Below are 23,820 nucleotides of genomic sequence, written 5' to 3'. Positions count from 1 at the left end.
GCCCGGCGGCGGGGCTCAGTCCTGCATGATCTCCACCCGGTTGCGGCCGTTGGCCTTGGCCCGGTACAGCATTTCGTCGGCCTGACGCACCAGCTCGGTGCTGCTGGCGGCGGTGTCCAGCGAGCTGATGCCCACGCTGAAGGTCTGGCGGAAGTCGCCGTCCGGCGCGCGCTGCTCTATCTGGCTGAAGTCCTGGCGCAGCTGGTCCATCAGCTCGCGCGCCTGCGTCTGATGGGTGCCCGGCAGCACGATGGCGAACTCCTCGCCGCCGTAGCGGCCCACCAGATCGCTGCTGCGCAGCCGTTCCTTGAGGAAGCGCGCCAGATTGATCAGCAGCTCGTCGCCGGCCGGATGGCCGTGGCTGTCGTTGATGGTCTTGAAGAAGTCCAGGTCCAGCATCGCCAGCGACAGCGGTCGCTGATCGCGGCGCGCGCGCTGGATGCCGTACTCCAGCTGGCCGTGCAGATGGGAGTGGTTGAGCAGGCCGGTGAGGCTGTCGTTGATGATGTAGGAACGCAGCTTGCGGTAGCGGCGCGCGCGGTTGATCACGGTGACGATCAACTCCTCCGGCGCCACCGGCTTGGTCAGGAAGCCGTCTATGCCCAGGGTCAGCGCGTCCAGCTGCACCGCCTGGCGCTTTTCCACCGACAGGAACACCACCGGGATGCCGTCCAGCAGTCGCTGCTGGCGGATCACCTTGGCCAGCTCCATGCCGCTGCACTGCGGCATGTACATGTCCATCAGGATCAGGTCGGGGCGGAACTGCTCTATCATGTCCAGTACCCGTTCCGGCTGGGTCTCCTCGCGGGTTTCCACCCCTGGGCGTTGAGCACGCTGGAGTAGAGCCCGGCCAGCGATTCCATGTCCTCCACGATCAGCACGCGCAAGGGCTCGCGCTTCTCGCCCAGATCGCTGAAGCTCAGCTGGTCAATCAGCTGATGCGCTTGCAGCGGCCAGTCCAGCAGGCTGCCGGCGCCGGCGCGCACCGCCGCCAGCCGCGCCTGGAAATCGTGCAGCGGCGAGGTCAGGATCAGCGGACAGATGCTGCTGATGGTGGGGGCCAGCAAAAGGATGGGATCGTTGGCGGCGAACTCGGTGAAAGCCACCACCGCTTCCGGCGCCTTGTCCTGCAGCGCCTGGGCCAGTTTGGCCGCCTGCTGGATCACCTTGGCGTGGATGCCGTAGCAGGACAGCTGCTGGATCAGCGGCGTGGCGTCCACGTCTTGCGGCAGCCATAGATAGAGGGTGACCAGGCCGCCGCCCAGCAGGGCGTCGTAGTCGATCTCCGGCAGGCCGTCCTTGCGCTCCATCATGCCCAGCTGGCTGACCAGGCCCAGGTGGTGGCGCAGGCGGTTGTAGCGCTCGTTTTCCGACGGCGCGGTCTGCGGTTGCTGGATCCAGCCTTGCAGCAGCCGCGACAGGGTCTGGATTTCCCCGGTGATTTCGTTGAGGTCCTGCTCGCGCACCATGTCCTCCAGCCGCAGGATCAGCGACAGCAGGTGGGCGGCCAGCGGCCGCTCCCAGCGGGTGACGAGCAGGTGGCCGATGCGATCGATTTCCTGTGCCAGATGCACACGTTGTTTGAAAGCCTGATGTTGCGACATGATCAAGTATTCCCCGGTGGACCCGGTCGTCCAATATTCAAGTTCTGAAGCCGCGCCTGAGGCGCGCTGTTATAATCCGCCGTTGGATTGCAACGGCCTGGCAAAAATTTTTAATGAACGTTTTTTACGAAGAGAGCGGCGGCTTTAAGGTCGGCAGCATCGTTTCGCGCAATGACGCTAGTCTGCAAGTGGATACCCAGCATGGCAAGCGCGCCAAGATCAAGGCGGCGAATGTTTTTCTGGAGTTTAGCTCCGCATTGGGCGATTTTCTGCCCATGGTAGAGCAACTTGCCGCGGATATTGACCTGGATTTCCTGTGGGAATGCTGCCCGGACGACGAGTTCGGCTATGAGGCGCTGGCGGCCGATTATTGGGGCCGCGCGCCGTCGGCGGCCGAGGCCGCCGCCATCGTGTCGCGGCTGTACGGCGCGCCGATGTATTTCTACAAAAAAGGCAAGGGCCGCTACAAGAAGGCGCCGGAAGACGCGCTGAAGGCGGCGTTGGCCGGGCTGGAGCGCAAGAAGCGCGAGCAGGAGCAGATCGACCAGTGGGTGGCGGAGCTGAAAGCCGGCCAGCTGCCGGAGGCGATCCGCGGCCAGCTGATGACCTTGTTGTGGAAACCCGACAAGAACACGCTGGAGTTCAAGGCCTTCGACCAGGCCTCGCGCGAACTGAGCCTGCCGCCGCTGCGGCTGGCGGACAAGGTGGGCGGCATCTCTTCGGTGCCGGACTACCTGATGGCCGGCTTCATGCTGGAGTTCTTCCCCAAGGGCCGCGGCTTCGGCAAGTACGAACTGCCCACGCTGCCGGAAGAGCTGCCGCTGTCGCCGGTGCGCGCCTTCTCCATCGACGACGCCAACACCACCGAGATCGACGATGCCTTGTCGGTGCAGGACCTGCCCAACGGCAATAAGCGCGTCGGCATCCACATCGCCGCGCCGTCGCTGGGCATAGAGATAGGCTCGCCGCTGGAAAAGCTGCTGCTGTCCCGGCTGTCCACCGTGTATTTCCCCGGCGACAAGATCACCATGCTGCCGGACGATCTGGTGGAGATGTTCACCCTCAAGGAAGGGCACGACTGCCCGGCGCTCAGCCTCTACGTGGAGGTGACGCCTGAGTTCGAGCCGGTGGCCTACGAGAACCGCATCGAGAAGGTGCATATCGCCGCCAACCTGCGCCACGCCGCGCTGGAGCAGTTCTTCAACGAAGAGACGCTGGCTTGCGATCCGGGCGTGGACTATCCGTTCAAGCAGGAACTGATCTGGTTCTGGCAGTTCGCCGAGGCGCTGGAGAAGCGCCGCGGCAAATACGACCCGACCCGGCCGGTGCAGATGGATTACAACTTCGACGTGGTCGACGGCAAGGTGCTGATCACCTTGCGCAAGCGCGGCGCGCCGATGGACAAGCTGGTGTCCGAGCTGATGATTCTGGCCAACAGCGAGTGGGGCCGGATGCTGGCCGAGGCCGACATCCCCGGCATGTACCGCGCGCAAAGCATGGGCAAGGTGAGGATGACCACGCGGCCCGAGCCGCACACCGGCTTGGGCGTGGCCCAATACGCGTGGGCCACGTCGCCGCTGCGCCGCGCCACCGACTTCATCAACCAGCGCCAGCTGATGTCCATGATCCGCGGCGAGAAGCCGCAGTTCGAGCAGGGCGACGCGATGCTGTTCGCCATCCTGCGCGATTTCGACACCACCTACTCCGCCTACCTGGGCTTCCAGGACCGGATGGAACATTTCTGGTGCCTGCGCTGGTTCAGCCAGGAGGGGGTGTCCGATCCCACCGCCGCCTTCATCAAGGAAGACCTGGTGCGCATCGACGGCCTGCCGATGCGGGTGCGCATCCCGGGCCTGCCGGAGCTGGCGCGCGGCGACCGCATCCAGCTGTCGGTGATCCGCATCGACGAGCTGATGCAGGAGATCGAGCTGCGCTGCGTCGGGGTGCTCGGCCATGTCGACGCCGCCGAGGACGAGGCGTCGGAAGCCGAGACGGAGACGGAGACGGGCGAGGCGGACGGCCAGGCCGGTTGAGTCCGCAATGCGAAACGTGCGAAAAGGCGGCTTGGGCCGCCTTTTTTGCGTCCGGCTGGACGGTGCTCAGCGTGGCTGACACAACTCAGTTTTACGGCTGAGGCAAGGCGCGCCGACGCAGACAGTACATTGAGTACGGCAAGTCGGCGCAACGCAGCATCAGGGGTTGAGTTAGCCGTTCTTAGAACATCTCATCCAGCGCGGTGCAGGCCTCGCGCAACTCCGGCAGCGCCGCGGCCAGGTCCTCGCGCTTCAAGCCGGCGCGCTCCATCACGCTGACCGGCAGGGTGGCCAGCATGTCCTCCTCGCTCATATCGTGATTGAAGCCGGAGGTCATGAAGGACGCCAGGCCGATCAGCAGCGCGAACGGCGACACTTCCTCGTTCAGCAGATCGTGCTGGTTGAAGATGGCTTCCTGGATTTCGTCCGGAAAATTCCAACGCCGCGCCAGCTCGGCGCCCACCTCGGTCAGATCCATGCCCAGCAGCATGCGCTCGGTGGCCACCCGGTCGGCGCCGCCGGCGACGATGCGGTCTATCTGCAAAGCCTGTTCCGGCACCGCCACATAGAGCACCAGTTCGCCGATATTGGACAGCAGGCCGCAGGTATAGCCCAGCTGCGGGTCCAGCCGGGCCAGCTTGGCCAGCCGTTTGGCGGCGTTGGCCATCGCGAAGCTGCGCTGCCAGAACGCCTTCATGTCGAAGCCCTGGATGCCCAGCGTGGCGCCGGTGACGCCGGAGGCGATCACCAGCACCCTGAGGTTGTCGAAGCCGAGCAGGATGATGGCGTCGTCCAGAGAGCCCACGCGCCGGCTGCCGCCGAAGCGCGCGGTATTGGCCAGCCGCAGCACGCGCGCGGTCAGCACCTGGTCATGTCCCACCTTGTCGGTAATTTCATCGATGTTCACGTCGGTGCGGTGAAAACTGGCCACCAGCTCCTGGACCACTTTGGGCACCATGGGCAGTTTGCCCGACGCTTTTTCAAATATTTCCGCCACTTGCATAGGGGTCTCCAATAGGTGAGCCGTCGCCGGCGCGGGCGTGGGCCGGCAGGCGATGAAGTCCTGCTTCTTGAGCTTAGGCAATTGGCGGGGGAAAGGAAGGACAAAACCGGACAGGGGCGGGCCGGCGGCGGGCGGCCCGCCAAAAAAAACAGGGCCGGGAGGCCCTGTAAAGAAGCAACGTCGTTTAATTCCTGTGCAGCTGGCTCGCTTCCAAGGCCAACTGGGTGATGCGGTCCCAATCGCGGTTGGCGATGGCGTCGTCCGGAGTCAGCCAGCTGCCGCCCACGGCCAGCACATTGGGCAGCGCCAGGTATTCCGGCGCTTTCTTGATGTCGATGCCGCCGGTGGGGCAGAAGCGCAGATCGGAGAACGGGCTGGCCAGCGATTTGAGCAGCTTGACGCCGCCCACGGCCTCGGCGGGGAACAGCTTCTGGATGGTGAAGCCCTCGTCCTGGGCGCGCATCGCCTCGGACGGGGTGGCGATGCCGGGAATCAGCGTCAGATTGGCGGCGCGGGCGGCGGCGCCCAGCTCCGGGGTGAAGCCGGGGCTGACGCCGAATTGCGCGCCGGCGTCGATGGCGGCTTCCACGTGGGCGCGGGTGCGCAGCGTGCCGGCGCCGACGATGGCGCCCGGCACTTCGTCGCGCATGCGGCGCATCGCCGCCAGCGCGGCCTTGGTGCGCAGCGTCACTTCCAGCACGCGCACGCCGCCGGCCACCAGCGCCTGGGCCAGCTCGACGGCCACGGCCGCGTCGTTGACGATGATCACCGGAACAACCGGGCCTTGGCGCAGCAGGGTCAATGCGTCCATATTCATTTTCTCCAAGAAGCGGGGTGGAAGTCGGGATGGCGGAAGCTGGTGGCGCCGGCTTCGGCGTGGTCGGCCACCGAACGGAACACCGCGAACAAGTCCCGTCCCATGCCAAAATCATTATGCGTCAGGTCGGCCTGAGCCGGTTCGCGCGCGGCCCATTCGGCCTCGTCCACCAGCACGGTCAACTCGCCGCTATTGGCGTCCAGCCGCACCGGGTCGCCGTCGCGCACCTTGCTGATCGGTCCGCCGGACAGGGCTTCCGGCGAGACGTGGATGGCGGCCGGCACCTTGCCGGAGGCGCCGGACATGCGGCCGTCGGTGACCAGGGCCACCTTGAAGCCGCGCTCCTGCAAAATGCTCAGGGCGGGGGTCAGCTTGTGCAGTTCCGGCATGCCGTTGGCGCGCGGGCCCTGGAAGCGGATCACCGCGATGAAGTCTTTTTCCAGCTCGCCGCGCTTGAACGCCGCCAGCATGTCGTTCTGGTCGTGGAAGATCACCGCCGGCGCTTCCACCACCCGGTGTTCCGGCTTGACCGCGGACACCTTGATCACCGCGCGGCCCAGCTTGCCGGACAGCAGCTTGAGGCCGCCGTCGGCGGAGAAGGGGTCGGCGGCGGTGCGCAGCACGCTGTCGTCGCCGCTGTCGGCGGGCGCGTCCCGCCATTTGAGTTCGCCCTGATCCAGCCACGGTTCCTGCGCGTAGCGAGACAGGCCGCGGCCGGCCACGGTGCCCACATCCTCGTGCAGCAGGCCGGCGGACAGCAGTTCGCGGATCACGAAGCCCATGCCGCCGGCGGCGTGGAAGTGGTTCACGTCGGCCTTGCCGTTGGGGTAGGCGCGGACCAAGAGCGGCACCACGGCGGAGAGCTCGTCGAAATCGTCCCAGTTCACATCGATGCCGGCGGCGCGGGCGATGGCGACGATGTGCATGGTGTGGTTGGTGGAGCCGCCGGTGGCCAGCAGGCCGACGATGGCGTTGACGATGGACTTCTCGTCTATCATCTCGCCCACCGGGGTGAAGGCCTTGCCCTGGGCGGCGATCTTGGCCGCCTGATGGGCGGCGGCGCGGGTCAGCGCCTCGCGCAGCGGGGTGCCCGGGTTGACGAAGGCGGCACCGGGCAGGTGCAGGCCCATGATCTCCATCAGCATCTGATTGGAGTTGGCGGTGCCGTAGAAGGTACAGGTGCCGGGGCCGTGGTAGGACTGGCATTCGGATTCCAGCAGCGCGTCGCGGCCCACCTTGCCTTCGGCGTACAACTGGCGCACCTTGGCTTTTTCATCGTTGGCGATGCCGGTGGTCATCGGACCGGCGGGAACGAACACCGCCGGCAGGTGGCCGAAGGACAGCGCGCCTATCAGCAGGCCGGGCACGATCTTGTCGCACACGCCCAGATACAGCGCGGCGTCGAACATCTGGTGGGACAGCGCCACCGCGGTGCTCATCGCGATGATGTCGCGGGAGAACAGGGACAGCTCCATGCCCGGCTGGCCCTGGGTCACGCCGTCGCACATCGCCGGCACGCCGCCGGCGAACTGGGCGGTGGCGCCGGCCGCCAGCGCCGCCTCCTTCAGCTGCGCCGGATAGGTTTCCAGCGGCTGGTGGGCGGACAGCATGTCGTTATAGGAAGAGACGATGGCCAGATTGGGGCGGTGCTCTTCCTTTAGATGTATCTTGATGCCGTCGGGCATGGCGGCGAAGGCGTGAGCCAAATTGGTACACGACAATTGCGAGCGCTCCACCCTTCCCTGATGGGCTGCTGCGCGCAAGCGGTCCAGGTAGGCGGCGCGCGTTGCCCGGCTCCGGTTGACGATGCGCTCGGTAACGGCGGACAGGGTGGAATGCAAGGCCATGATGACGTTCCGTGTTGAAGTGGGTTGATAGTAGTTTTACTACACTCAAAATGCAAGACGCGCTCCAGCGCCGTCCCGCCATGATACGCCCGGCGGCGCGAGGCAACACCCGCCAGTGCTGCGATTGGGAGAATTGTTTGCTTTGGGGCAAAAGGTGTTGCAAAAGCGGCCTGCGTCAGTGAGATGACATGGACAAGGTAAAAGCTGGTGGTAATATAACTACATCTACAAACGTCTCGAGATGGAAGATCAGGATGGATACCCGTACTACGCCAACCCCGGCCTTCGATATGGTCTTGTTCGGCGGCGCCGGCGATCTGGTGATGCGCAAGCTGCTGCCCTCCTTGTATCAGGCGCACGCCGCCGGCCTGCTCAATCAGCAGGGCCGCATCCTGGCGCTGGGCCGCAAGGACTTGAGCCGCGACGACTACCTGGCCTTTGTCGAGAAGAACTCGCGCCAGCATGTCAAAGCCCATTTCGACGCCGCCGCCTGGGACAGCTTCTGTGCGCGGATCGAATACCTGAAAGTGGACGCCTCGCAGCCGCGGGATTTCCCGGCGCTGGCGGACAAGCTCAAGGGCGACGACGACCGCGTGGTGGTCTGTTATCTGGCCACCGCGCCCAATCTGTTCGCCGGCATCTGCGAGAACCTGGCGGCGGTGGGCCTCAATAGCGGCAATGTGCGCGTGGTGCTGGAAAAGCCGCTGGGCACCGACCTGGATTCCTCCAACGAGATCAACGACGACGTGGCGCGCTTCTTCAAGGAAGAGCAGCTGTACCGGATCGACCACTACCTGGGCAAGGAATCGGTGCAGAACCTGATGGCGATCCGCTTCGCCAACGCGCTGTTCGAGCCGCTGTGGCGGCGCGAATGGATACACGACGTGCAGATCACCATCTCCGAAGATCTGGGCGTGGGCAGCCGCGGCGATTTCTACGACGGCACCGGCGCGCTGCGCGACATGGTGCAGAACCACCTGTTGCAACTGCTGTGCATCGTGGCGATGGAGCCGCCGGCCAATATGGAAGCCGACGCGGTGCGCGACGAAAAGCTCAAGGTGTTGAAGGCGCTGCGCCCGTTCAGCGAACAGGACGTGGCGGCCAAGACCGTGCGCGGCCAGTACAAGGCCGGCGCCGTCGGCGGCCAGCCGGTGGTCGGCTATCTGAACGAGCAAGGCATCCCCGCCGACAGCCAGACCGAAACCTTCGTCGCGCTCAAGGCCGAGATCGACAACTGGCGCTGGGCCGGCGTGCCCTTCTTCCTGCGCACCGGCAAGCGGATGCAGGAGCGGGTCGCCGAGATCGTCATCAACTTCCGCGACGTGCCGCACCAGCTGTTCAACGGCCCGATGAGCGGCAGCCACACCGCCAACCGGCTGGTGATCCGCCTGCAGCCGGAAGAAAGCATCCGCCTGTACTTCCTGGCCAAGGAGCCGGGCGACAATATGCGCCTGCAGCCGGCCTACCTCGACCTGGACTTCTATAAAGCCTTCAAAGTGCGCCGCGCCGACGCCTACGAACGCCTGCTGCTGGACGTGATCCGCGGCAAGCTGGCGCTGTTCATGCGCCGCGACGAGCTGATCGAGGCCTGGCGCTGGGTGGAGCCCATCATGGACAGCTGGAGCCGCAGCAGCAATCTGCCGCCCAAGCAGTACACCGCCGGCACCTGGGGCCCGGCGGCGTCCAGCGCTTTGCTATCGCGCGATGGGATAGGCTGGCACGAGGAATGCTGATCCATCTGCTGCGCGTCTCGATCTCGAATGCTGCGGTGCTCGCCGTACTACCGTACGGCTGCGCGTCTCGCTTCGACCTTGGGCCGCTCGCGACGATGGCTGTCCCATGCTGACCGTTTGCCGCGCGTCTCGGTCTCGGGGCTGCGGTGCTTGACCTTAACTTTTTTACCCGCGGAGCGCCGCTGATGAACTGCGTAGAATTTTCCGATAGCGAGCAACAGTCCACCGCGCTGGCCAATAGCGTGGCCTCGCGGCTGTCCGCCGCCATCGCCAGTCAGGGCGCCGCCGTGCTGGCGGTGTCCGGCGGCAAATCGCCGATTCCCTTCTTCCACATGCTCAGCACCATGGCGATAGACTGGTCCAAGGTGACCGTCACCCTGGTGGACGAGCGTTTTGTGCCGGACAGCCATCCGGACAGCAACGCCGCGCTGGTGCGCGTCCACTTGCTGCGCGACCGCGCCGTGGAGGCGCGCTTCCTGCCCCTGGTCGGGGACGCCGCGGACATCGACGCCGACGTGGCGCGCGCCAACGCCGCTTTCGTTCCGCCCACCGTCGCCATCCTGGGCATGGGCGAGGACGGCCACACCGCTTCGCTGTTCCCCGGCGCCGACGAACTGGCGGCCGGCCTGGACCCGGCGTCCGCCGCCGCCTTTCTGGCGGTGACGCCCAAGACCGCGCCGCACCGCCGGGTGTCGATGAGTTACGCCGCGCTCTTGCGTGCCGGCTGCCTGATCCTGTCCATCCAGGGCGACAAGAAGCGCCAGGTGCTGGACGCCGCCGCCCAGGGCGTCAGCGACGCGTTGCCCATCAGCCATTTCCTGGCCCAGAACAAGGTGGAGCTGGATGTCTACTGGTCTGCCTGAGCAATGGCCGCGGCTGCTGGCCGACATCGGCGGCAGCAACGCCCGCTTCGCGCTGGAGACCGCGCCCGGCGTGATCGAGGACATCGAGGTGCTGCCCTGCGCCGGCCATCCCACGCTGCTGGACGCGGTGCGCGCCTATCTGGACCTGGCCGGCGCGCGTGCGGTCGCCCACGCGGCTTTCGGCATCGCCAACCCGGTGCTGGGCGACTGGGTGCAGATGACCAATCACCATTGGGCCTTCTCCATCGAGGCCACGCGCCAGGCGCTGGGTCTGACCACGCTGTTGGTGATTAACGATTTCACCGCGCTGGCGCTGGCCCTGCCGCATCTGCCGGCGAGCGAACTGCTGCAAATCGGCGGCGGCGAGGCGGAAGCCGGCGCGCCGCTGGCGCTGATCGGCCCCGGCACCGGCCTGGGCGTGTCGGCGCTGATTCCCTATCCGGGCGGCCATGTGCCCTTGTCCGGCGAGGGCGGCCACGTCGGCTTCGCCCCCTTCGACGAGCGAGAGGCCGACATCTGGCTTTACGCGATGCGGCGCTTCGGCCACGTGTCCGCCGAGCGTCTGTTGTCCGGCTCAGGCATCCCCTTGATTTATCAGGCCTTGTGCGAGCGGGCCGGCGAAACGGCCGCGGCGCTGGACCCGGCCGAGGTCACCGCGCGCGGTCTGTCCGGCGCCTGCCCGCGTTGCCGCGAAACCCTGGAAGTGTTCTGCGGCATGCTGGGCGGCGCGGCGGCGAATCTGGCCCTGAATCTCGGCGCCCGTGGCGGCGTGTATCTAGGTGGTGGTATCGTGCCGCGTCTACGCGGTTTTTTTGAACAATCACCATTCCGCCGCCGCTTCGAGGATAAGGGACGGATGTCCGGCTATCTGGCCGCGATTCCGGTCTATCTGATCGTCAGCTCCTACCCGGCTTTGCCGGGCGTGGCCGCCCATCTGGCGGCCGAACTGGCGAGCGCCCGCGCCCGACTCCGGGCGCATCCTGACGACGGCGCGGCAGGAGAGTAAATACATGCTTGAACGTATCAGGAGCCAATTGGAGATCCTGTCCTCGGCCGAGCGCAAAGTGGCCGAGCTGGTGCTGGAACAGCCTTACACCGTGATCCAGGCGGCGGTGGCCGACATCGCCAAGAACGCCGGCGTCAGCCAGCCCACCGTGATCCGCTTTTGCCGCACCGTGGGCTGTTCCGGCCTGCCGGACTTCAAACTGAAGCTGGCCGGCAGCCTGGTCACCGGCGTGCCCTATGTGCATTCCAGCGTGCGCCCGGAAGATCCGACTTCGGAAATCGTCGCCAAGGTGTTCGACAACACCGTGTCCGCGCTGCTCAAGTGCCGCAACGACGTCAATCCGCAATCGATAGAATCCGCGGTCCGCTTGTTGACCGACGCGCGCCGCATCGAATTCTACGGCCTGGGCAACTCCGGCATCATCGCCGCGGACGCCCAGCACAAATTCTTCCGCTTCGGCATTCCCACCGTCGCCTATTCCGACACCCACATCCAGATGATGGCGGCCTCGGTGCTGGGCCCGGGCGACGTGCTGGTGGCGATCTCCAGCTCCGGTCGCACGCTGGAGTTGCTGGAGGCCGTGGACGTGGCGCTGTCCGCCGGCGCCAGCGTGGTGGCGCTGACCACCAGCGGTTCGCCGCTGGCGCGCCGCTCCACCGTGGCCTTGATCGCAGACACGCTGGAAGACAATGAAACCTACAGCCCGATGATTTCGCGCATCGTGCACCTGGTGCAGATCGACATCCTGGCGGTGAGCGTGGCGCTCAAGCGCGGGCCGGGCCTGATCAGCCAGCTGGAAAAAACCAAGCACAGCCTGAAGAACCGAAGGCTGGACAACAAAACCGAAGAGGATTGACCATCATGAGCGAACTGACCGAACTACCGGCCTGGCAGGCACTATGGGACCATTTTGCCGAGGCCAAGCACCAGCACATGCGCGATTTGTTCGTCTCCGATCCGGAGCGGGCGGAGCGCTATGCGCTGGAGGTGGGCGGCCTGTTCCTCGATTACTCCAAAAACCGCATTACCGACGACACCCTGAAGGGCCTGATGCAGCTGGCGCGCGAAGCCGGGCTGCCGGCCAAGATCAAGGCCATGTTCAAGGGCGAGAAGCTCAATAGCACCGAAAACCGCGCGGTGCTGCACGTGGCCTTGCGCAACCGCACCAATTCGCCCATCCACGTGGACGGCGAAGACGTGATGCCCAAGGTCAATTCGGTGCTGGAGCGCATGGGCAAGTTCGCCCACGCGGTGCGCTCCGGCGAATGGCTGGGCTATACCAATCAGCCCATCACCGACATCGTCAACATCGGCATCGGCGGCTCGGACCTGGGCCCGCTGATGGTCTGTAGCGCGCTCAAACCCTTCGGCCACCCGCGGCTGAACATGCACTTCGTCTCCAATGTGGACGGCGCCCAGCTCAAGGAAACGCTGAAAAAGGTCCATTCCGAGACCACGCTGTTTGTGGTGGAGTCCAAGACCTTCACCACCCAGGAGACGCTGACCAACGCGCTGACCGCGCGCGACTGGTTCTTGCAGCGCTCGCGCGATGAAAGCGCGGTGGCCAAGCACTTCGTCGCGGTGTCCACCAACCAGAAGGCGGTGGCGGACTTCGGCATCGACCCGTCGAATATGTTCGAATTCTGGGACTGGGTGGGCGGCCGCTACAGCCTGTGGTCGGCCATCGGCCTGCCCATCATGCTCTACCTGGGCGAGGAGAACTTCACCGAACTCCTCAACGGCGCCCACATCATGGACCAGCATTTCAGAAACGCGCCGTTCGAGCAGAACATGCCGGTGCTGCTGGCCATGATCGGCGTCTGGTACATCAACTACTACGGCGGCGGCAGCCATGTGATCGCGCCCTACGATCAATACCTGCACCGTCTGCCGGCCTTCATCCAGCAGCTGGACATGGAGTCCAACGGCAAGCAGGTGATGCTGGACGGCCAGCCGGTGAATTTCGAAACCGCGCCCATCATCTGGGGCGAGACCGGCATCAACGGCCAGCACGCCTTCTTCCAGCTTTTGCACCAGGGCACCCATATCTCGCCGATCGACTTGATCGCCTCGGTGCAGAACTGCTCCAGCCTGCCCGGCCACCATGAAATCCTGCTGGCCAACGTCTTCGCCCAGGCCGAGGCCTTCATGCGCGGCAAGACCGCGGACGAGGTGCGCGCGGAGCTGGCGGAGCAGGGCCTCAAGGGCGAGGCGCTGGAAGCGCTGGTGCCGCACAAGGTGTTCGGCGGCAACCGCCCCACCAACACCCTGCTGATGAGCCGCTTGAACCCGCGCAATCTGGGCTCGCTGATCGCGCTGTACGAGCACAAGATCTTCGTTCAGGGCGTGATCTGGCACATCAACAGCTTCGACCAGTGGGGCGTGGAATTGGGCAAGCAATTGGCCAAGACCATACACGCGGAACTGACCGGCAAGCTCAAGCACGCCGAGCACGACAGCTCCACCCGCCGTTTGATCGAGCTGTACCGCCAGGTCAACGCCGACGACTGCAAGTGCTGAGCCGGACGGCGGACCAATGAAAACGCGAGGCCGAGGCCTCGCGTTTTGTTTGGATCACGCCATCGTTGTGCACGGTCTGCCGCGCGGCGGCGATACGGCGTTGAAAACAGCCTCGAAATGCTCATGCGCCCTGTGTGCGCTCCGCTTTCTCCGCCGCAACGCCCGGTCTTGCTCGCGAGCTCGTGAATGGGCTGTTATTTCTTAACGACTTCCTGCTCCACCACCATGTCCAGCACCCAGCGGAGGGACGAAGCGTCGGCCGGCGGGTTCGCCACCTTGAATTCCTTCAGGCGCAGACGGTAGGCGATGCCCGGCTCCGGCTTGAAGCCCTCGATCTCGCCGTAGTGCAGCTGCCACGGCTGATCCTTGCTTTCGCGGATCTGCAGGCATTGCATCGGCGCCACGCCGGTGCAGGGCTTGCGCTCGGCGGCGACGTAGACGAAGCGGGTGACGCCGCCTTCCAGCGAGGGCTGGCGGTCAAAGCTCAGCGTCTTGTCGCCGGCCTGCAGGGTCAGCTTGTCGCCGGCCAGCTTGACCGCGGGCTTGGCGCCCAGGAAGGCGGCCAGCGCGCGGTCGCGCTCCATCGCCTCCGGCGGACACATCATCAAGGTGCTGGCCAACTGCTTGCTGACCAGCTTGCCGCCTTCCAGCGACACCGGGCCGAACATGCCGTTGCAGCCGGCGCGGGCGGACACGCCGCCGTCCTTGAAGCTGAGAGTGATCGGGTGTTCGGCGGCGTCCTGCTTCCATTGGCCGGCCAGCGCCTCCAGTTTGATATCCGCTTGGGCGTCCATTTTGGCTCCGGTTTGCGGGGTGGCGCAGGCGCTCAGGGCGGCTGCGGTCAGTGCGGCGAGCAAAAGCGATTTTTTCATTATCGATGTTCCGTGGTTAATGGCAGGGACGGGCTGCACTTGGAGCGCCCGCCGTTCTCAAGAGTTCAGCGCAGTTTGCTGACTTCCTCGCTGTAGACGATGCGTTCCAATGTCCAGCGCGAGCCGGCGTCGGCCTGCGCCGCCGGTTTCAGCTTGATGTAGTAGCTGACGCCGGGCTTGGGGTGGAAGCCGGCGATTTCGCCTTGCAGCGGCCGCCAGCTCTGTTCCGTGCGTTCGCGCACCTGCAGGCAGTCGCGCGAGGCTTCGCCGTTGTGGCAGGCCTGGCGTTCGGGCGCCACGTACAGGTATTGCAGCTTGGCCGGCTGCGTCGCCGGATCGACGTCCGGGGTCAGGCGCACGAAGCGGTATTCGGCGCGCTCCGATTTCAGCACCAGTTTCTGCGCGCGGCCGTCCGGCAAGACGCGGAAGGGGCTGGAGAGAAAGGCGACGAAGTGCTGCTCCATCTCCATCAGCGGCGGCCGGCAGGCCATGCGGGTGGTGGCCACCTGCGGCTTGCCCTGGGCGTCCAGGGTGCGGACGAAGCGGTTGCAGCCGGCGAAGCCGGTCATCTTGCCCGGGTGGAAAGCCAGGGTGGGCGCCGTTTGGCCCACCGGCGCGGGTTCCACCATCCGCCATTCGGTTCCCTGCAGATTGGGCATGGCCAGCGCCGGCAGCGGCAAGGCCAGCGCGCCCAGCCACAGCGCCGCCAGGCGCCGGGCGGAGAAGCCAGTATTTTGCATTGCCATACTCCATGTATAAACAAAAACTAATATTTGTTTACAATACACCGGGCGAGCGCCGCTTGTGAAGCGCGGCGGGGCGGAAAAGCGGGGATAGAAATAGATGGAAACAAAAAACCGCCCAAGCTTAAAACATTGGGCGGTTTTGAAATGCCGGAGGCATGGGGCGGCGCCTTACAGCTGCTCCACTCCCCTGAGCAGCTCCTCCACCACCTTCTTGGCGTCGCCGAACACCATCATGGTCTTGTCCATATAGAACAGCTCATTGTCCAGACCGGCGTAGCCGGCGTTCATCGAGCGCTTGACCACGATCACGCTGCGCGATTTGTGCGCGTCCAGGATGGGCATGCCGTAGATCGGGCTGGTCTTGTCCTTCTGCGCGGCCGGGTTGACCACGTCGTTGGCGCCTATCACCAGCACCACGTCGGTGTTGGAGAAGTCGGAGTTGATCTCCTCCATCTCCTGCACCTGTTCGTAGGGCACTTCGGCTTCGGCCAGCAGCACATTCATATGGCCCGGCATCCGGCCCGCCACCGGGTGGATGGCGTAGCGCACGTTGACGCCTTTCTGATGCAGGATTTCGGCGAACTCCTGCAAGGCGTGCTGGGCGCGGGACACCGCCAGGCCGTAGCCGGGCACGATGATCACGCTGTCGGCGTTGGCCATCAGGAAGGCCGCGTCCTCGGCGGAGCCGGATTTGTGGTTCTTGGGCCCGCCGTCGCCGGCGCCGCCGCCCGTGCCCGCCTCGGCGCCGAAGCCGCCCAGCAGCACCGCGACGATGGAGCGGTTCATCGCCTTGCACATGATGTAGGACAGAATCGCGCCGGAGGCGCCGACGCAAGCGCCGGCGATGATCAGCACCGGATTGTTCAGCGTGAAGCCGATGCCGGCGGCCGCCCAGCCGGAGTAGGAGTTGAGCATGGACACCACCACCGGCATGTCGGCGCCGCCGATCGGAATGATCAGCGTCACGCCCAAGGCCAGCGCGATGGCGAGCATGGTCAGGAAGGCGGCCTGGCTGTCGCTGAGGAAATAGACCACGCCGAAGCCCACCATGGCGACGGCCAGCAGCAGATTAAGCAGGTGTTGGCCTTTGAAGTTCACGGCCTTGGAGCCGAAGCGGCCGGACAGCTTGCCGTAGGCGATCACCGAGGCGGTGAAGGTGATCGCGCCGATGAAGGCGCCGATGAACAGCTCCACCTTTTGCACCTGGGTGTGCTCCACGCCGCTGTGGAAGATGGCCGCCACCGCGATCAGCACCGCGGACAGGCCCACCAGCGAGTGCATCGCCGCCACCAGTTCCGGCATGCCGGTCATCTGCACGGTCTTGGCCTTCCACGCGCCGATGGCGCCGCCGGCGACGATGGCGGAGGCGATCAGCGCCAACACCGGCTTGTCCATGATCAGCAGCGTGGTGGCCACGGCGATGAGCATGCCTATCATGCCGTAGAGGTTGCCGCGCAAGGCGGAGGCGGGGCTGGACAGGCCCTTGAGCGCCAGGATGAACAGCACCGCGGCTACGAGATAAAGAATTGCGGACAGGTTTTCCATCGTGGTCCCTTATTTCTTCTTTTTCTTGAACATGTCCAGCATCCTCTGGGTGACCAGGAAGCCACCGAAGATATTGATGCTGGCGAGGAAGATGCCGATGGTGCCCAACACCGAGGTGAGGGTGATTTCGGAACCGTTGATGTCCACCACCTGCAGCATGGCGCCGACGATGATGATGCCGGAAATGGCGTTGGTCACCGCCATCAGCGGGGTGTGCAGCGCCGGGGTGACGTTCCAGACCACGTGGTAGCCGACGAAGACGGCCAGCACGAAGACGGTGAGGCTGGTGATGAAAGGATCGACCATCTTGTTCTCCTTAATCGGCGGCGGGGAAGCGGACCTGGCCGGCGTGGGTCACCAGCGTGGCGGACAGGATCTCGTCTTCCAGATTGAGGTTCAGGCCTTCCGGCGTCAGCAGCAGGCCGAGGAAGGTCAGCAAGTTCTTGGCGTACAGGCTGGAGGCGTCCGCCGCCAGCAGGCCGGGCAGATTGGTCTGGCCGACGACGGTGACGCCGTTGTCCAGGCGCACGGTCTCGCCGGGGCGGGTCAGCGCGCAGTTGCCGCCGGTTTCCGCCGCCAGGTCCACGATCACCGAACCGGGCTTCATCTCCGCCACCACATCGGCCGACAGCAGCTTGGGCGCCGGCTTGCCGGGGATCAGCGCGGTGGTGATCACGATGTCCGCCGCCTTGGCGTGCTTGGCCACCAGTTCGCCCTGGCGCTGGCGGTAGCTCTCGGACATTTCCTTGGCGTAGACGCCGCTATTGGCCATTTTTTCTTCCTCGCTCATCGGCACCTCGATGAACTTGGCGCCCAGCGACTCCACCTGCTCCTTGGTGGCCGGCCGCACATCGAAGGCCTCCACCACCGCGCCCAGGCGCTTGCCGGTGGCGATGGCCTGCAGGCCGGCCACGCCCACGCCCAGGATCAGCAGCCGCGCCGGCTTCACCGTGCCGGCCGCGGTCATCAGCATGGGCATGAAGCGCGGATAGTGCTGGGTGGCCAGCAGCACCGCGCGGTAGCCGGCGATATTGTTCTGGCTGGAGAGCACGTCCATGCTCTGCGCGCGGGTGCTGCGCGGCAAGAGCTCCAGCGCGAAGGCGGAGACGCGCTTGGCGGCCAGCGCCGGCAGGCTGTGGTTGTGATAGGGGTTGAGCTGGCCGATCAGCGCCGCGCCGTCCTTCAGCGCGGCGATGCCGTCCTCGTCCAGCGGGCGCACCGTCAGCACGATGTCGGCCTGGGCCAGCGCCGCGGCGCGGTCCGCCGCGATGGCGGCTCCGGCTTCCTGATAGGCCGCGTCCGGCTGCGCGGCCGCGAGGCCGGCGCCGCTTTCCACCGTGACGGCGTGGCCGCCGGCGACAAGCTTCTTCACCGTGTCCGGCGTAGCGGCCACGCGGTGTTCACCGGCCAGCCTCTCGGCTGGGATAGCGATATGCATGGTCTTCCTTTCCTGCGATTAGATAACAAAGTTTCCAGATAGCGAACGCCCGTGCGGCGCAAAATCGAACGAGCGTTTGAATTCAATTAAAGGCATGCGGGATTTTTCCGCGCAACACTTATATTGCCGACCGTATACCGTCGGACAATTTCGACAGTGAAAGGGCCGGATGCTAGCAAAACCCTACAGCAGCGATGTGACGTGAATCAGACAGAGGCCAGTCAGCGGCTGTTGGAGCGGGAATGCGGAAGAAAGACGGCGAAGCGGCCGTTGGCGGGCAGGCGGAACAAGGCGCGGAGGCGGGTGCGGCCGGTCGACGCGCATATGCTGCCGGCAAGGCTTATGCAGGACACTAGCGTTGATGGCGCGGCTTGTAAAGCTGCGACAAGCGCCAGTTGCCAGCCGGCGCGCGCGGCCGCGGCGGCGGGCGCCGGCTGTTGCGCGCGCGCGACGGCGGGGCCGGTTAGGAGGCCGGCCGCTGGGCTTCCGCCAGCAGCCGCGCCACGGTGCCGTCCTGCAGCATGGAGCGCATCGCCAGCGAGATGCGGCGCTTGTACGGGGAGCGCGGGGACAGGCCGATGCGGCGCGGCTCCGGCGAATACAGCAGCAGCGGCGCGCGTCTCACGTGCTGGCGGAATTCGGCTTCGGCGGCCAGCTCGGCGGTTTGGCGCTCGTCGGCGATCAAGGCGTCGATGCGGCCGGCCTTGAGCTTGCGGAAGTTGGAGTCCAGCGACGGGGCCGGCTCGCGCCGCAGGCGCAGATCGCCGTCGAACTCGTCCTGATAGCGGACGCCTTCCACCACGCCGATCAAAAAGGGATAGAGCTGGCGATAGCTGCGCAGCGGCCGCGGGTCGTCGGCGCGCTGGTACAGGGCCAGCCGGCTGCCGCTGGCGAAGGCGGGCTCGATGAAGTCGATGAATTCGCGGCGGGAGGCGGTGTTCTTCACGCCGATCACCACATCGGCCTTGCCCTGGCGCAGGTATTGCAGGCAGCGCGCCAGCGGGCAGGGCAGGAAGACCAGCCGCAGCTTGGCGCGCCTGGCCACCTCCCGCATCAGCTCGGTGTACGGACCTTGCGGCACGCCATGGGCGTCCATGGTCTTCCAGGGCGGGAACAGATTGTAGGCGAAGACCAGTGTCGGCTCCGCCGCCGCGCACTGCATGCCTGCCAGCAGGCAGACCAGAGCCAAAAGAGACTTGAGTTTCACAATGATGAACAGGTGCGAACGGGCGTCGGCGGCCCCGCGCTGCCGACTGCGGCCAGTGGGTCATTATCGGACGGCCTGGCGCGGCGCGGGCGGAAAAATTCACCGTTCCGAAAAAAACCATGGAAACAATATGGTATTGGAAATGTCCGCATCGGCAACCTGTCCCATTGGCTGGCGCGGCGCGGACCGGCGTGGATCGCCGCGCGTCGGCTTGCTGTTTTCAGTGGATGAACGGTAGGCTGTTGATTGTAAACATGTTTAACGAAGGCGCGCCATGGGTTTCATCATTGCCGCGGACAAGGGCTGAGCATGCGGGATTTCAGCTTTGTGCTGCTGCCCGAGTTTTCCATGCTGGGTTTGCTGGCGGCCACCGAGCCCTTGCGCGTGGCCAACCGCTTTCACGGCGACGCCTATCGCTGGCGGCTGCTGAGCGCCGATGGCCGGCCGGTGGTCGCCAGCAACGGCATGTCCTTGGCGGCGCATGGCGCCTGGGGCGAGTCGGAGGCGGCCGACGCGGTGCTGGTGGTGGCCGGCTTTCATCCGCTGCGCCACGGCGGTGCCGGCCTGCTGGCCTGGCTGCGCGCTCAGGACGCCGCCGGCCGGGTGCTGGGCGGCATCGACACCGGCTGTTTCGTCCTGGCCGAGGCCGGACTGTTCCGGCAGCAGCGGCTGACCCTGCACTGGGAGGCGCTGCCGGCGTTCCGCGAGCGCTATCCCTTGCTCAACGCCACGCAGGAGCTTTACGAACTGGGGCCGCGGCGCATCAGTTCCGCCGGCGGCACCGCCTCCATCGACATGATGCTGGCTCTGATGGCGCGCAGCCATGGCCATGATCTGGCGGTGCAGGTTTCGGAGCAATTCGTGCTGGGGCGCATCCGCGCCCAGAGCGATCATCAAAGGCTGGAACTGGGCGCGCGTTACGGCGTGCACAGCCGCAAGCTGATCCAGGCCCTGGCCCTGATGGAAAAACATATGGACGCGCCGCTGGACAGCGCGGCCCTGGCGGCCGGGGCGGGGGTGACGGCGCGTCAGCTGCAACGCTTGTTCCGCGCCCAGTTGGGCGCGGCGCCCAATGTCTTTTACCTGGGCCTGCGCCTGGAACACGGCCGGCGCTTGCTGCGCCAGAGCGGGCTCAACGTCACCCAGGTCAGCGCGGCGTGCGGCTTCGAGTCCGCCAGCTACTTCGCGCGCGCCTATCGCCGCCGCTTCGGCTGCGCGCCGGGGACGGAGCGGCGCGAGGCGTGAGCCGCTTCTCAGCGCATCTCGATGCGGCGGCCGCAATCCTCGGGCCAGGGCAGGCCGGCTTGCCGCCGCGACAGCGCGTCCAGGCTGTGCCGCACCGGCGCGGAGAACGGCGCGCTCCGGCCCAGCCCGGGGTCCACATTGAGCAGCATCAGCTCGCAGCCGGCCGCGGCGTCGGCCTCCTCGTCGCGATGCAGGCTCAGATAGAGCCGCAGCCGCTTGGCGTCGTGCTCCAGCAGCCGCCCCTCCACCCTCAGCTCGGCTTGTTGGCGGATTTCGCGCAGATAGCGCAGATGCAGCTCCGCCGTGTACAGGGTGTGGCCGCCGCGCTCGCGCGCCGCGGCGTCCATGCCGATGCGCTCCATCAGCGCGTCCACCGCGTGGCTGAACACCAGCAGGTAATAGGCGTCGCGGACATGGCCGTTGTAGTCCAGCCATTCCGGCCGCGTTTGCGCGCGGAGCAGGACGAGGCGCTTATTCATGCGCGGCCAGCCCATGCTTGCGCTTGGCGGCCGCCACCGCTTCCATGATTCCAATCAGGCAGTCGTCGCGATAGCGTTCCAGATCGGCGATGGAGCGTTGACCCAGCTGGCGCGCGCAACCGTCCACCACCCGGTCTATCAGCGCCTCGCTCAAGTCCGGGGCCGGCAGCCGGGTCCAGGGCAGTTGCAGCGCCGGGCCGAACTGGCTCAGAAAGTGGCGCATGCCGGCTTCGCCGCCGGCCAGGGCGTAAGTCTGGAAGGTGCCCATGAAGGCCCAGCGCAGGCCGGCGCCGAAGCGGATGGCGTCGTCGATTTCGCCGGTGGTGGCCACGCCGTCGTTGACCAGGTGCAGCGCTTCCCGCCACAGGGCCTCCAGCAGCCGGTCGGCGATGAAGCCGGGCACCTCGTGACGCACGCGCAGCGGCCGCATGCCCAGCGCCGTATAGACGCGCTCGGCGGCGTCCAGCGCCTGCGGCGCGGTGTCGCGCCCGCCCAGCACCTCGACCAGCGGCAGCAGATAGACCGGATTGAAGGGATGGCCCACCACGCAGCGCGCCGGACGGCGGACATCCTGGTAAAACTCGGAAGGCAGCAGGCCGGAGGTGGAGGAGGCGATGATGACCGTCTCCGGCGCGGCCGCGTCGGCGCGGCGATGCAGCTCCCGTTTCAGCGCCAGCGTTTCCGGCGCGCTTTCCTGGATGAAGTCGGCGGCGGCGGCGCAGTCTTCCAGCCGGGAGACGAAGCGCAGCCGCTCGGGCGCGGCGCCGGCGGCCAGGCCGCGGCGCTCCAGCGCCGGCCAGGCGCGCTCCACTTGGGCGCGCAGACGCGCTTCAGCCTGCGGCGCGGGGTCCCAGGCCAGCACGTCGCGGCCGGCCGCCAGCGCGCGGCAGGCCCAGCCGCCGCCGATGACGCCGGCGCCCAGCAGGCCCAGGGTGGCGATGTCGGTACGGTGCATCTCAATCTCCTTTTACGCCGCGCGGCGGCAGGCCCAGGCGGATCCGGCCTTCCGCCGGCGTCAGCACCCGCGCGCCCATCAGGTCCAGCAATCGCCGCGCCTGTTCCACCAGCGCGCCGTTGCTGGCGTACACCCCTTTGGCCAGATACAGATTGTCTTCCAGCCCCACCCGGACATGGCCGCCCAGCAAGGCCGCTTGCGCCACCATGGGCATTTGCAGCCGGCCGATGCCGAAGGCCGCCCACTGCGCGCCCGGCGGCAGGCTGTCCACCATGGCCTTCATCGTGGTGGTGTCGGCCGGCGCGCCCCAGGGGATGCCCAGGCAGAGCTGGAACAGCGGCGGCGCGTCCAACAGCCCCTCGCTCAATAATTGTTTGGCGAAGCGCAGGTGGCCGGTGTCGAACACTTCCAGCTCCGGCTTGACGCCCAGTTGCTGAATGCGCCGCGCGCCGTCGCGCAGCTGCCCGGGCGTGGCCACGTAGAGGAAGTCGCCGTCGCCGAAGTTGAGCGTGCCGCAGTCCAGGGTGCAGATTTCCGGGCGCAGTTCCTCCACGTGCAGCAGGCGCTCCAGGCCGCCGACCAGGTCCGTGCCCGGCCCCAGCGGCAGCGGCCGCTCGCCGGGGCCGATCTCCACGTCGCCGCCCATTCCGGCGGTCAGGTTCAGAATCATGTCCACGCCGGACGCGCGGATGCGGTCCACCAGCTCCCGATACAGCGCCGGCTCGCGGCTGCCCTTGCCGGTGAGCGGGTCGCGCACATGGCAGTGCACCACGGTGGCGCCGGCGCGGGCCGCCTCCACCGCGGCGGCGGCGATCTGCTTGGGCGTGACCGGTATCGCCGGGTGCTTGCCCACGGTGTCGCCGGCGCCGGTGACGGCGCAGCTCAGCACGATGTCCCGGTTCATGGCCCGTTCCCTTCGCCTTGGCACAGATAGGCCTGGACCGCGGGCAGGCCGGCTTTGCCGTCAAAGGAGGAGACGCCGTCCAGCCAGCGTTCCAGCGGCTGAGGGTTGGCTTGCAGCCATTGGCGCGCGGCGCGCGCGGGCGGGACCCGCTTGAGGATGGCGTTCATCACCTGGTTTTCCATGTCCAGGCTGAAGCGCAGCTGACTGATCAGCTTCCCGGCGTTGGGACAGCGCTGCATGAAGCCGTTGGCCACCACGGTATAGACCTTGGAGCCGCCGTATTCGGCGCCGAAGACCTGGTCGCCGCCGGCCAGATAGCTTAGCCGCATCAGGTAGTTCATCGGATGCGGTTCCCAGGCGAGGAACACCACCATGCGTTGTTGCCGGATGGCGCGGGATACCGCGGCCAGCATGCCGCTTTCGCTGGACTCCACCAGGGTGAAGCCTTTCAGGCCGAAATCGTTGTTGGCGATCATCCGCTTGATGATGGCGTTGCCCTGGCTGCCGGATTCTATGCCGTAGATCTTGCCGTCCAGCTGTTTGCGAAAGAGCGCGATGTCGGCGAAGGTGCGCAGGCCCTGTTCCGCAAGCTGGCTGGGCACCGCCAGCGTGTATTTGGCGCCGCTCAGATTGGGCTCGGGCAGCACTTGCAGCGCCTTGGCCTGTAGAAAGGGCGTGATGGCCGGCGTTTGCGACGGCACCCAGTAGCCCAGATACACGTCGATCTGCTGGTTCTTGAGCCCGGTGAAGGCGATGGGCTCCGAAGCGAGCTGGGTGCTGGGCTGGTAGCCCAAGCCTTGCAGCACGGCGGAGGCCAGGCCGGTGGTGGCCGCGATATCGGTCCAGCCGATGTCGGCGAAGCGTATCTTGCGACAGCTTTCCGGCTCCGCGGCCCAGGCCTGGGCGGCCAGCGCGCCGCACAGCAGCGCCAGCCAGTGGGTGGTGAGTTTCATGTCGGCTTCTCCCGCAAGCGGTTCCGTCGCCGACGGGCAGCGCCGGGCCG

Annotated in this window: 22 protein-coding genes; 7 read left to right on the top strand and 15 right to left on the bottom strand. The window is 66.3% G+C overall.

Going from position 1 to position 23,820, the window contains the following annotated elements; all coding sequences use genetic code 11:
* Window positions 1–15 precede the first annotated feature (15 nt).
* Together HQN78_RS18275 and HQN78_RS18270 are read right to left on the bottom strand one after the other, a co-directional pair.
* Complete coding sequence (locus HQN78_RS18275) at window positions 16–816, bottom strand: diguanylate cyclase (RefSeq protein WP_235085427.1); 801 nt, start codon at window positions 814–816, stop codon at window positions 16–18.
* Entirely contained in the window at window positions 771–1,604 is an 834-nt protein-coding gene (locus HQN78_RS18270) for a hypothetical protein (RefSeq protein WP_235085424.1), read from the bottom strand. The genes HQN78_RS18275 and HQN78_RS18270 overlap by 46 nt, the downstream gene beginning before the upstream one ends.
* A 113-nt stretch (window positions 1,605–1,717) precedes the next feature.
* On the opposite strand from HQN78_RS18270, the gene HQN78_RS18265 reads away from it, so the two are divergent.
* Entirely contained in the window at window positions 1,718–3,637 is a 1,920-nt protein-coding gene (locus tag HQN78_RS18265) for a ribonuclease catalytic domain-containing protein (protein ID WP_235085421.1), read from the top strand.
* Window positions 3,638–3,818: 181 nt separating this feature from the next.
* Here the strand turns inward: HQN78_RS18265 and HQN78_RS18260 are convergent, their stop codons facing one another.
* The 3 genes from HQN78_RS18260 to edd all read right to left on the bottom strand — a co-directional run bounded on the left by HQN78_RS18260 (window position 3,819) and on the right by edd (window position 7,304).
* Entirely contained in the window at window positions 3,819–4,640 is an 822-nt protein-coding gene (locus HQN78_RS18260) for an HDOD domain-containing protein (RefSeq protein ID WP_107801512.1), read from the bottom strand.
* 184 nt (window positions 4,641–4,824) lie between these two features.
* A complete protein-coding gene (locus HQN78_RS18255) occupies window positions 4,825–5,451 on the bottom strand; it encodes a bifunctional 4-hydroxy-2-oxoglutarate aldolase/2-dehydro-3-deoxy-phosphogluconate aldolase (protein WP_048408066.1) in 627 nt (208 codons plus the stop codon).
* A gap of 2 nt (window positions 5,452–5,453) precedes the next feature.
* Window positions 5,454–7,304, bottom strand: a complete 1,851-nt coding sequence (gene edd / locus HQN78_RS18250; RefSeq protein WP_235085418.1) for a phosphogluconate dehydratase — start codon at window positions 7,302–7,304, stop codon at window positions 5,454–5,456.
* A 254-nt stretch (window positions 7,305–7,558) separates the two neighbouring features.
* On the opposite strand from edd, the gene zwf reads away from it, so the two are divergent.
* The 5 genes from zwf to pgi all read left to right on the top strand — a co-directional run bounded on the left by zwf (window position 7,559) and on the right by pgi (window position 13,426).
* On the top strand, window positions 7,559–9,037 hold the full coding sequence (zwf, locus tag HQN78_RS18245; RefSeq protein ID WP_107801510.1) for a glucose-6-phosphate dehydrogenase: 1,479 nt from the start codon (window positions 7,559–7,561) through the stop codon (window positions 9,035–9,037).
* Between the two features lie 185 nt (window positions 9,038–9,222).
* Window positions 9,223–9,900 carry a 6-phosphogluconolactonase gene (gene pgl / locus HQN78_RS18240; RefSeq protein ID WP_107801509.1) on the top strand — a complete coding sequence of 226 codons (678 nt, stop codon included), beginning with the start codon at window positions 9,223–9,225 and terminating at the stop codon, window positions 9,898–9,900.
* Window positions 9,881–10,906, top strand: coding sequence for a glucokinase (locus HQN78_RS18235; RefSeq protein ID WP_235085416.1), 1,026 nt, complete (start codon window positions 9,881–9,883; stop codon window positions 10,904–10,906). The genes pgl and HQN78_RS18235 overlap by 20 nt, the downstream gene beginning before the upstream one ends.
* 4 nt (window positions 10,907–10,910) lie before the next feature.
* A complete protein-coding gene (gene hexR, locus HQN78_RS18230; protein WP_048415130.1) occupies window positions 10,911–11,762 on the top strand; it encodes a transcriptional regulator HexR in 852 nt (283 codons plus the stop codon).
* Window positions 11,763–11,767: 5 nt separating this feature from the next.
* A complete protein-coding gene (gene pgi / locus HQN78_RS18225) occupies window positions 11,768–13,426 on the top strand; it encodes a glucose-6-phosphate isomerase (protein WP_107801507.1) in 1,659 nt (552 codons plus the stop codon).
* Window positions 13,427–13,620: 194 nt separating this feature from the next.
* Here the strand turns inward: pgi and HQN78_RS18220 are convergent, their stop codons facing one another.
* From HQN78_RS18220 to HQN78_RS18195, 6 genes are all read right to left on the bottom strand, one after another.
* Window positions 13,621–14,298 carry an META and DUF4377 domain-containing protein gene (locus tag HQN78_RS18220; protein WP_227106041.1) on the bottom strand — a complete coding sequence of 226 codons (678 nt, stop codon included), beginning with the start codon at window positions 14,296–14,298 and terminating at the stop codon, window positions 13,621–13,623.
* A gap of 65 nt (window positions 14,299–14,363) precedes the next feature.
* Window positions 14,364–15,038, bottom strand: coding sequence for an META and DUF4377 domain-containing protein (locus tag HQN78_RS18215; RefSeq protein ID WP_235085413.1), 675 nt, complete (start codon window positions 15,036–15,038; stop codon window positions 14,364–14,366).
* A 174-nt stretch (window positions 15,039–15,212) separates the two neighbouring features.
* Complete coding sequence (locus HQN78_RS18210) at window positions 15,213–16,589, bottom strand: NAD(P)(+) transhydrogenase (Re/Si-specific) subunit beta (protein WP_107801504.1); 1,377 nt, start codon at window positions 16,587–16,589, stop codon at window positions 15,213–15,215.
* Between the two features lie 9 nt (window positions 16,590–16,598).
* Window positions 16,599–16,895, bottom strand: a complete 297-nt coding sequence (locus HQN78_RS18205) for a proton-translocating transhydrogenase family protein (RefSeq protein WP_019101645.1) — start codon at window positions 16,893–16,895, stop codon at window positions 16,599–16,601.
* A gap of 10 nt (window positions 16,896–16,905) precedes the next feature.
* Complete coding sequence (locus tag HQN78_RS18200; RefSeq protein WP_107801503.1) at window positions 16,906–18,027, bottom strand: Re/Si-specific NAD(P)(+) transhydrogenase subunit alpha; 1,122 nt, start codon at window positions 18,025–18,027, stop codon at window positions 16,906–16,908.
* A 463-nt stretch (window positions 18,028–18,490) separates the two neighbouring features.
* Window positions 18,491–19,216 carry an ABC transporter substrate-binding protein gene (locus HQN78_RS18195; RefSeq protein WP_227106043.1) on the bottom strand — a complete coding sequence of 242 codons (726 nt, stop codon included), beginning with the start codon at window positions 19,214–19,216 and terminating at the stop codon, window positions 18,491–18,493.
* A gap of 327 nt (window positions 19,217–19,543) precedes the next feature.
* Between HQN78_RS18195 and HQN78_RS18190 the strand changes: the two genes are divergently transcribed.
* Window positions 19,544–20,479 carry a GlxA family transcriptional regulator gene (locus tag HQN78_RS18190; protein ID WP_235085411.1) on the top strand — a complete coding sequence of 312 codons (936 nt, stop codon included), beginning with the start codon at window positions 19,544–19,546 and terminating at the stop codon, window positions 20,477–20,479.
* Between the two features lie 8 nt (window positions 20,480–20,487).
* Here the strand turns inward: HQN78_RS18190 and HQN78_RS18185 are convergent, their stop codons facing one another.
* The 4 genes from HQN78_RS18185 to choX are packed head-to-tail and all read right to left on the bottom strand — an operon-like array spanning window position 20,488 to window position 23,770.
* On the bottom strand, window positions 20,488–20,958 hold the full coding sequence (locus HQN78_RS18185; RefSeq protein ID WP_235085409.1) for a thioesterase family protein: 471 nt from the start codon (window positions 20,956–20,958) through the stop codon (window positions 20,488–20,490).
* Window positions 20,951–21,913, bottom strand: a complete 963-nt coding sequence (locus HQN78_RS18180; RefSeq protein ID WP_107801499.1) for an L-carnitine dehydrogenase — start codon at window positions 21,911–21,913, stop codon at window positions 20,951–20,953. The genes HQN78_RS18185 and HQN78_RS18180 overlap by 8 nt, the downstream gene beginning before the upstream one ends.
* A 1-nt stretch (window position 21,914) precedes the next feature.
* On the bottom strand, window positions 21,915–22,817 hold the full coding sequence (locus tag HQN78_RS18175) for a 3-keto-5-aminohexanoate cleavage protein (protein WP_107801498.1): 903 nt from the start codon (window positions 22,815–22,817) through the stop codon (window positions 21,915–21,917).
* Window positions 22,814–23,770, bottom strand: coding sequence for a choline ABC transporter substrate-binding protein (gene choX, locus HQN78_RS18170; protein WP_235085405.1), 957 nt, complete (start codon window positions 23,768–23,770; stop codon window positions 22,814–22,816). Before choX ends, HQN78_RS18175 begins: the two co-directional genes overlap by 4 nt.
* Window positions 23,771–23,820 lie beyond the last annotated feature (50 nt).

The organism is Chromobacterium sp. Beijing, assembly GCF_021496765.1.
Lineage (GTDB): Bacteria > Pseudomonadota > Gammaproteobacteria > Burkholderiales > Chromobacteriaceae > Chromobacterium.
Note: the sequence above shows the minus strand (reverse complement) of the source record. Positions and strands in the feature narration are given on the sequence as shown.

Coding starts and splice junctions, on each gene's coding strand:
- HQN78_RS18270 (WP_235085424.1), bottom strand. CDS start 1,604: ATGTCGCAACATCAGGCTTTCAAACAACGTGTGCATCTGGCACAGGAA.
- HQN78_RS18265 (WP_235085421.1), top strand. CDS start 1,718: ATGAACGTTTTTTACGAAGAGAGCGGCGGCTTTAAGGTCGGCAGCATC.
- HQN78_RS18260 (WP_107801512.1), bottom strand. CDS start 4,640: ATGCAAGTGGCGGAAATATTTGAAAAAGCGTCGGGCAAACTGCCCATG.
- HQN78_RS18255 (WP_048408066.1), bottom strand. CDS start 5,451: ATGGACGCATTGACCCTGCTGCGCCAAGGCCCGGTTGTTCCGGTGATC.
- edd (WP_235085418.1), bottom strand. CDS start 7,304: ATGGCCTTGCATTCCACCCTGTCCGCCGTTACCGAGCGCATCGTCAAC.
- zwf (WP_107801510.1), top strand. CDS start 7,559: ATGGATACCCGTACTACGCCAACCCCGGCCTTCGATATGGTCTTGTTC.
- pgl (WP_107801509.1), top strand. CDS start 9,223: ATGAACTGCGTAGAATTTTCCGATAGCGAGCAACAGTCCACCGCGCTG.
- HQN78_RS18235 (WP_235085416.1), top strand. CDS start 9,881: ATGTCTACTGGTCTGCCTGAGCAATGGCCGCGGCTGCTGGCCGACATC.
- hexR (WP_048415130.1), top strand. CDS start 10,911: ATGCTTGAACGTATCAGGAGCCAATTGGAGATCCTGTCCTCGGCCGAG.
- pgi (WP_107801507.1), top strand. CDS start 11,768: ATGAGCGAACTGACCGAACTACCGGCCTGGCAGGCACTATGGGACCAT.
- HQN78_RS18220 (WP_227106041.1), bottom strand. CDS start 14,298: ATGAAAAAATCGCTTTTGCTCGCCGCACTGACCGCAGCCGCCCTGAGC.
- HQN78_RS18215 (WP_235085413.1), bottom strand. CDS start 15,038: ATGCAAAATACTGGCTTCTCCGCCCGGCGCCTGGCGGCGCTGTGGCTG.
- HQN78_RS18210 (WP_107801504.1), bottom strand. CDS start 16,589: ATGGAAAACCTGTCCGCAATTCTTTATCTCGTAGCCGCGGTGCTGTTC.
- HQN78_RS18205 (WP_019101645.1), bottom strand. CDS start 16,895: ATGGTCGATCCTTTCATCACCAGCCTCACCGTCTTCGTGCTGGCCGTC.
- HQN78_RS18200 (WP_107801503.1), bottom strand. CDS start 18,027: ATGCATATCGCTATCCCAGCCGAGAGGCTGGCCGGTGAACACCGCGTG.
- HQN78_RS18190 (WP_235085411.1), top strand. CDS start 19,544: ATGCGGGATTTCAGCTTTGTGCTGCTGCCCGAGTTTTCCATGCTGGGT.
- HQN78_RS18185 (WP_235085409.1), bottom strand. CDS start 20,958: ATGAATAAGCGCCTCGTCCTGCTCCGCGCGCAAACGCGGCCGGAATGG.
- HQN78_RS18180 (WP_107801499.1), bottom strand. CDS start 21,913: ATGCACCGTACCGACATCGCCACCCTGGGCCTGCTGGGCGCCGGCGTC.
- HQN78_RS18175 (WP_107801498.1), bottom strand. CDS start 22,817: ATGAACCGGGACATCGTGCTGAGCTGCGCCGTCACCGGCGCCGGCGAC.
- choX (WP_235085405.1), bottom strand. CDS start 23,770: ATGAAACTCACCACCCACTGGCTGGCGCTGCTGTGCGGCGCGCTGGCC.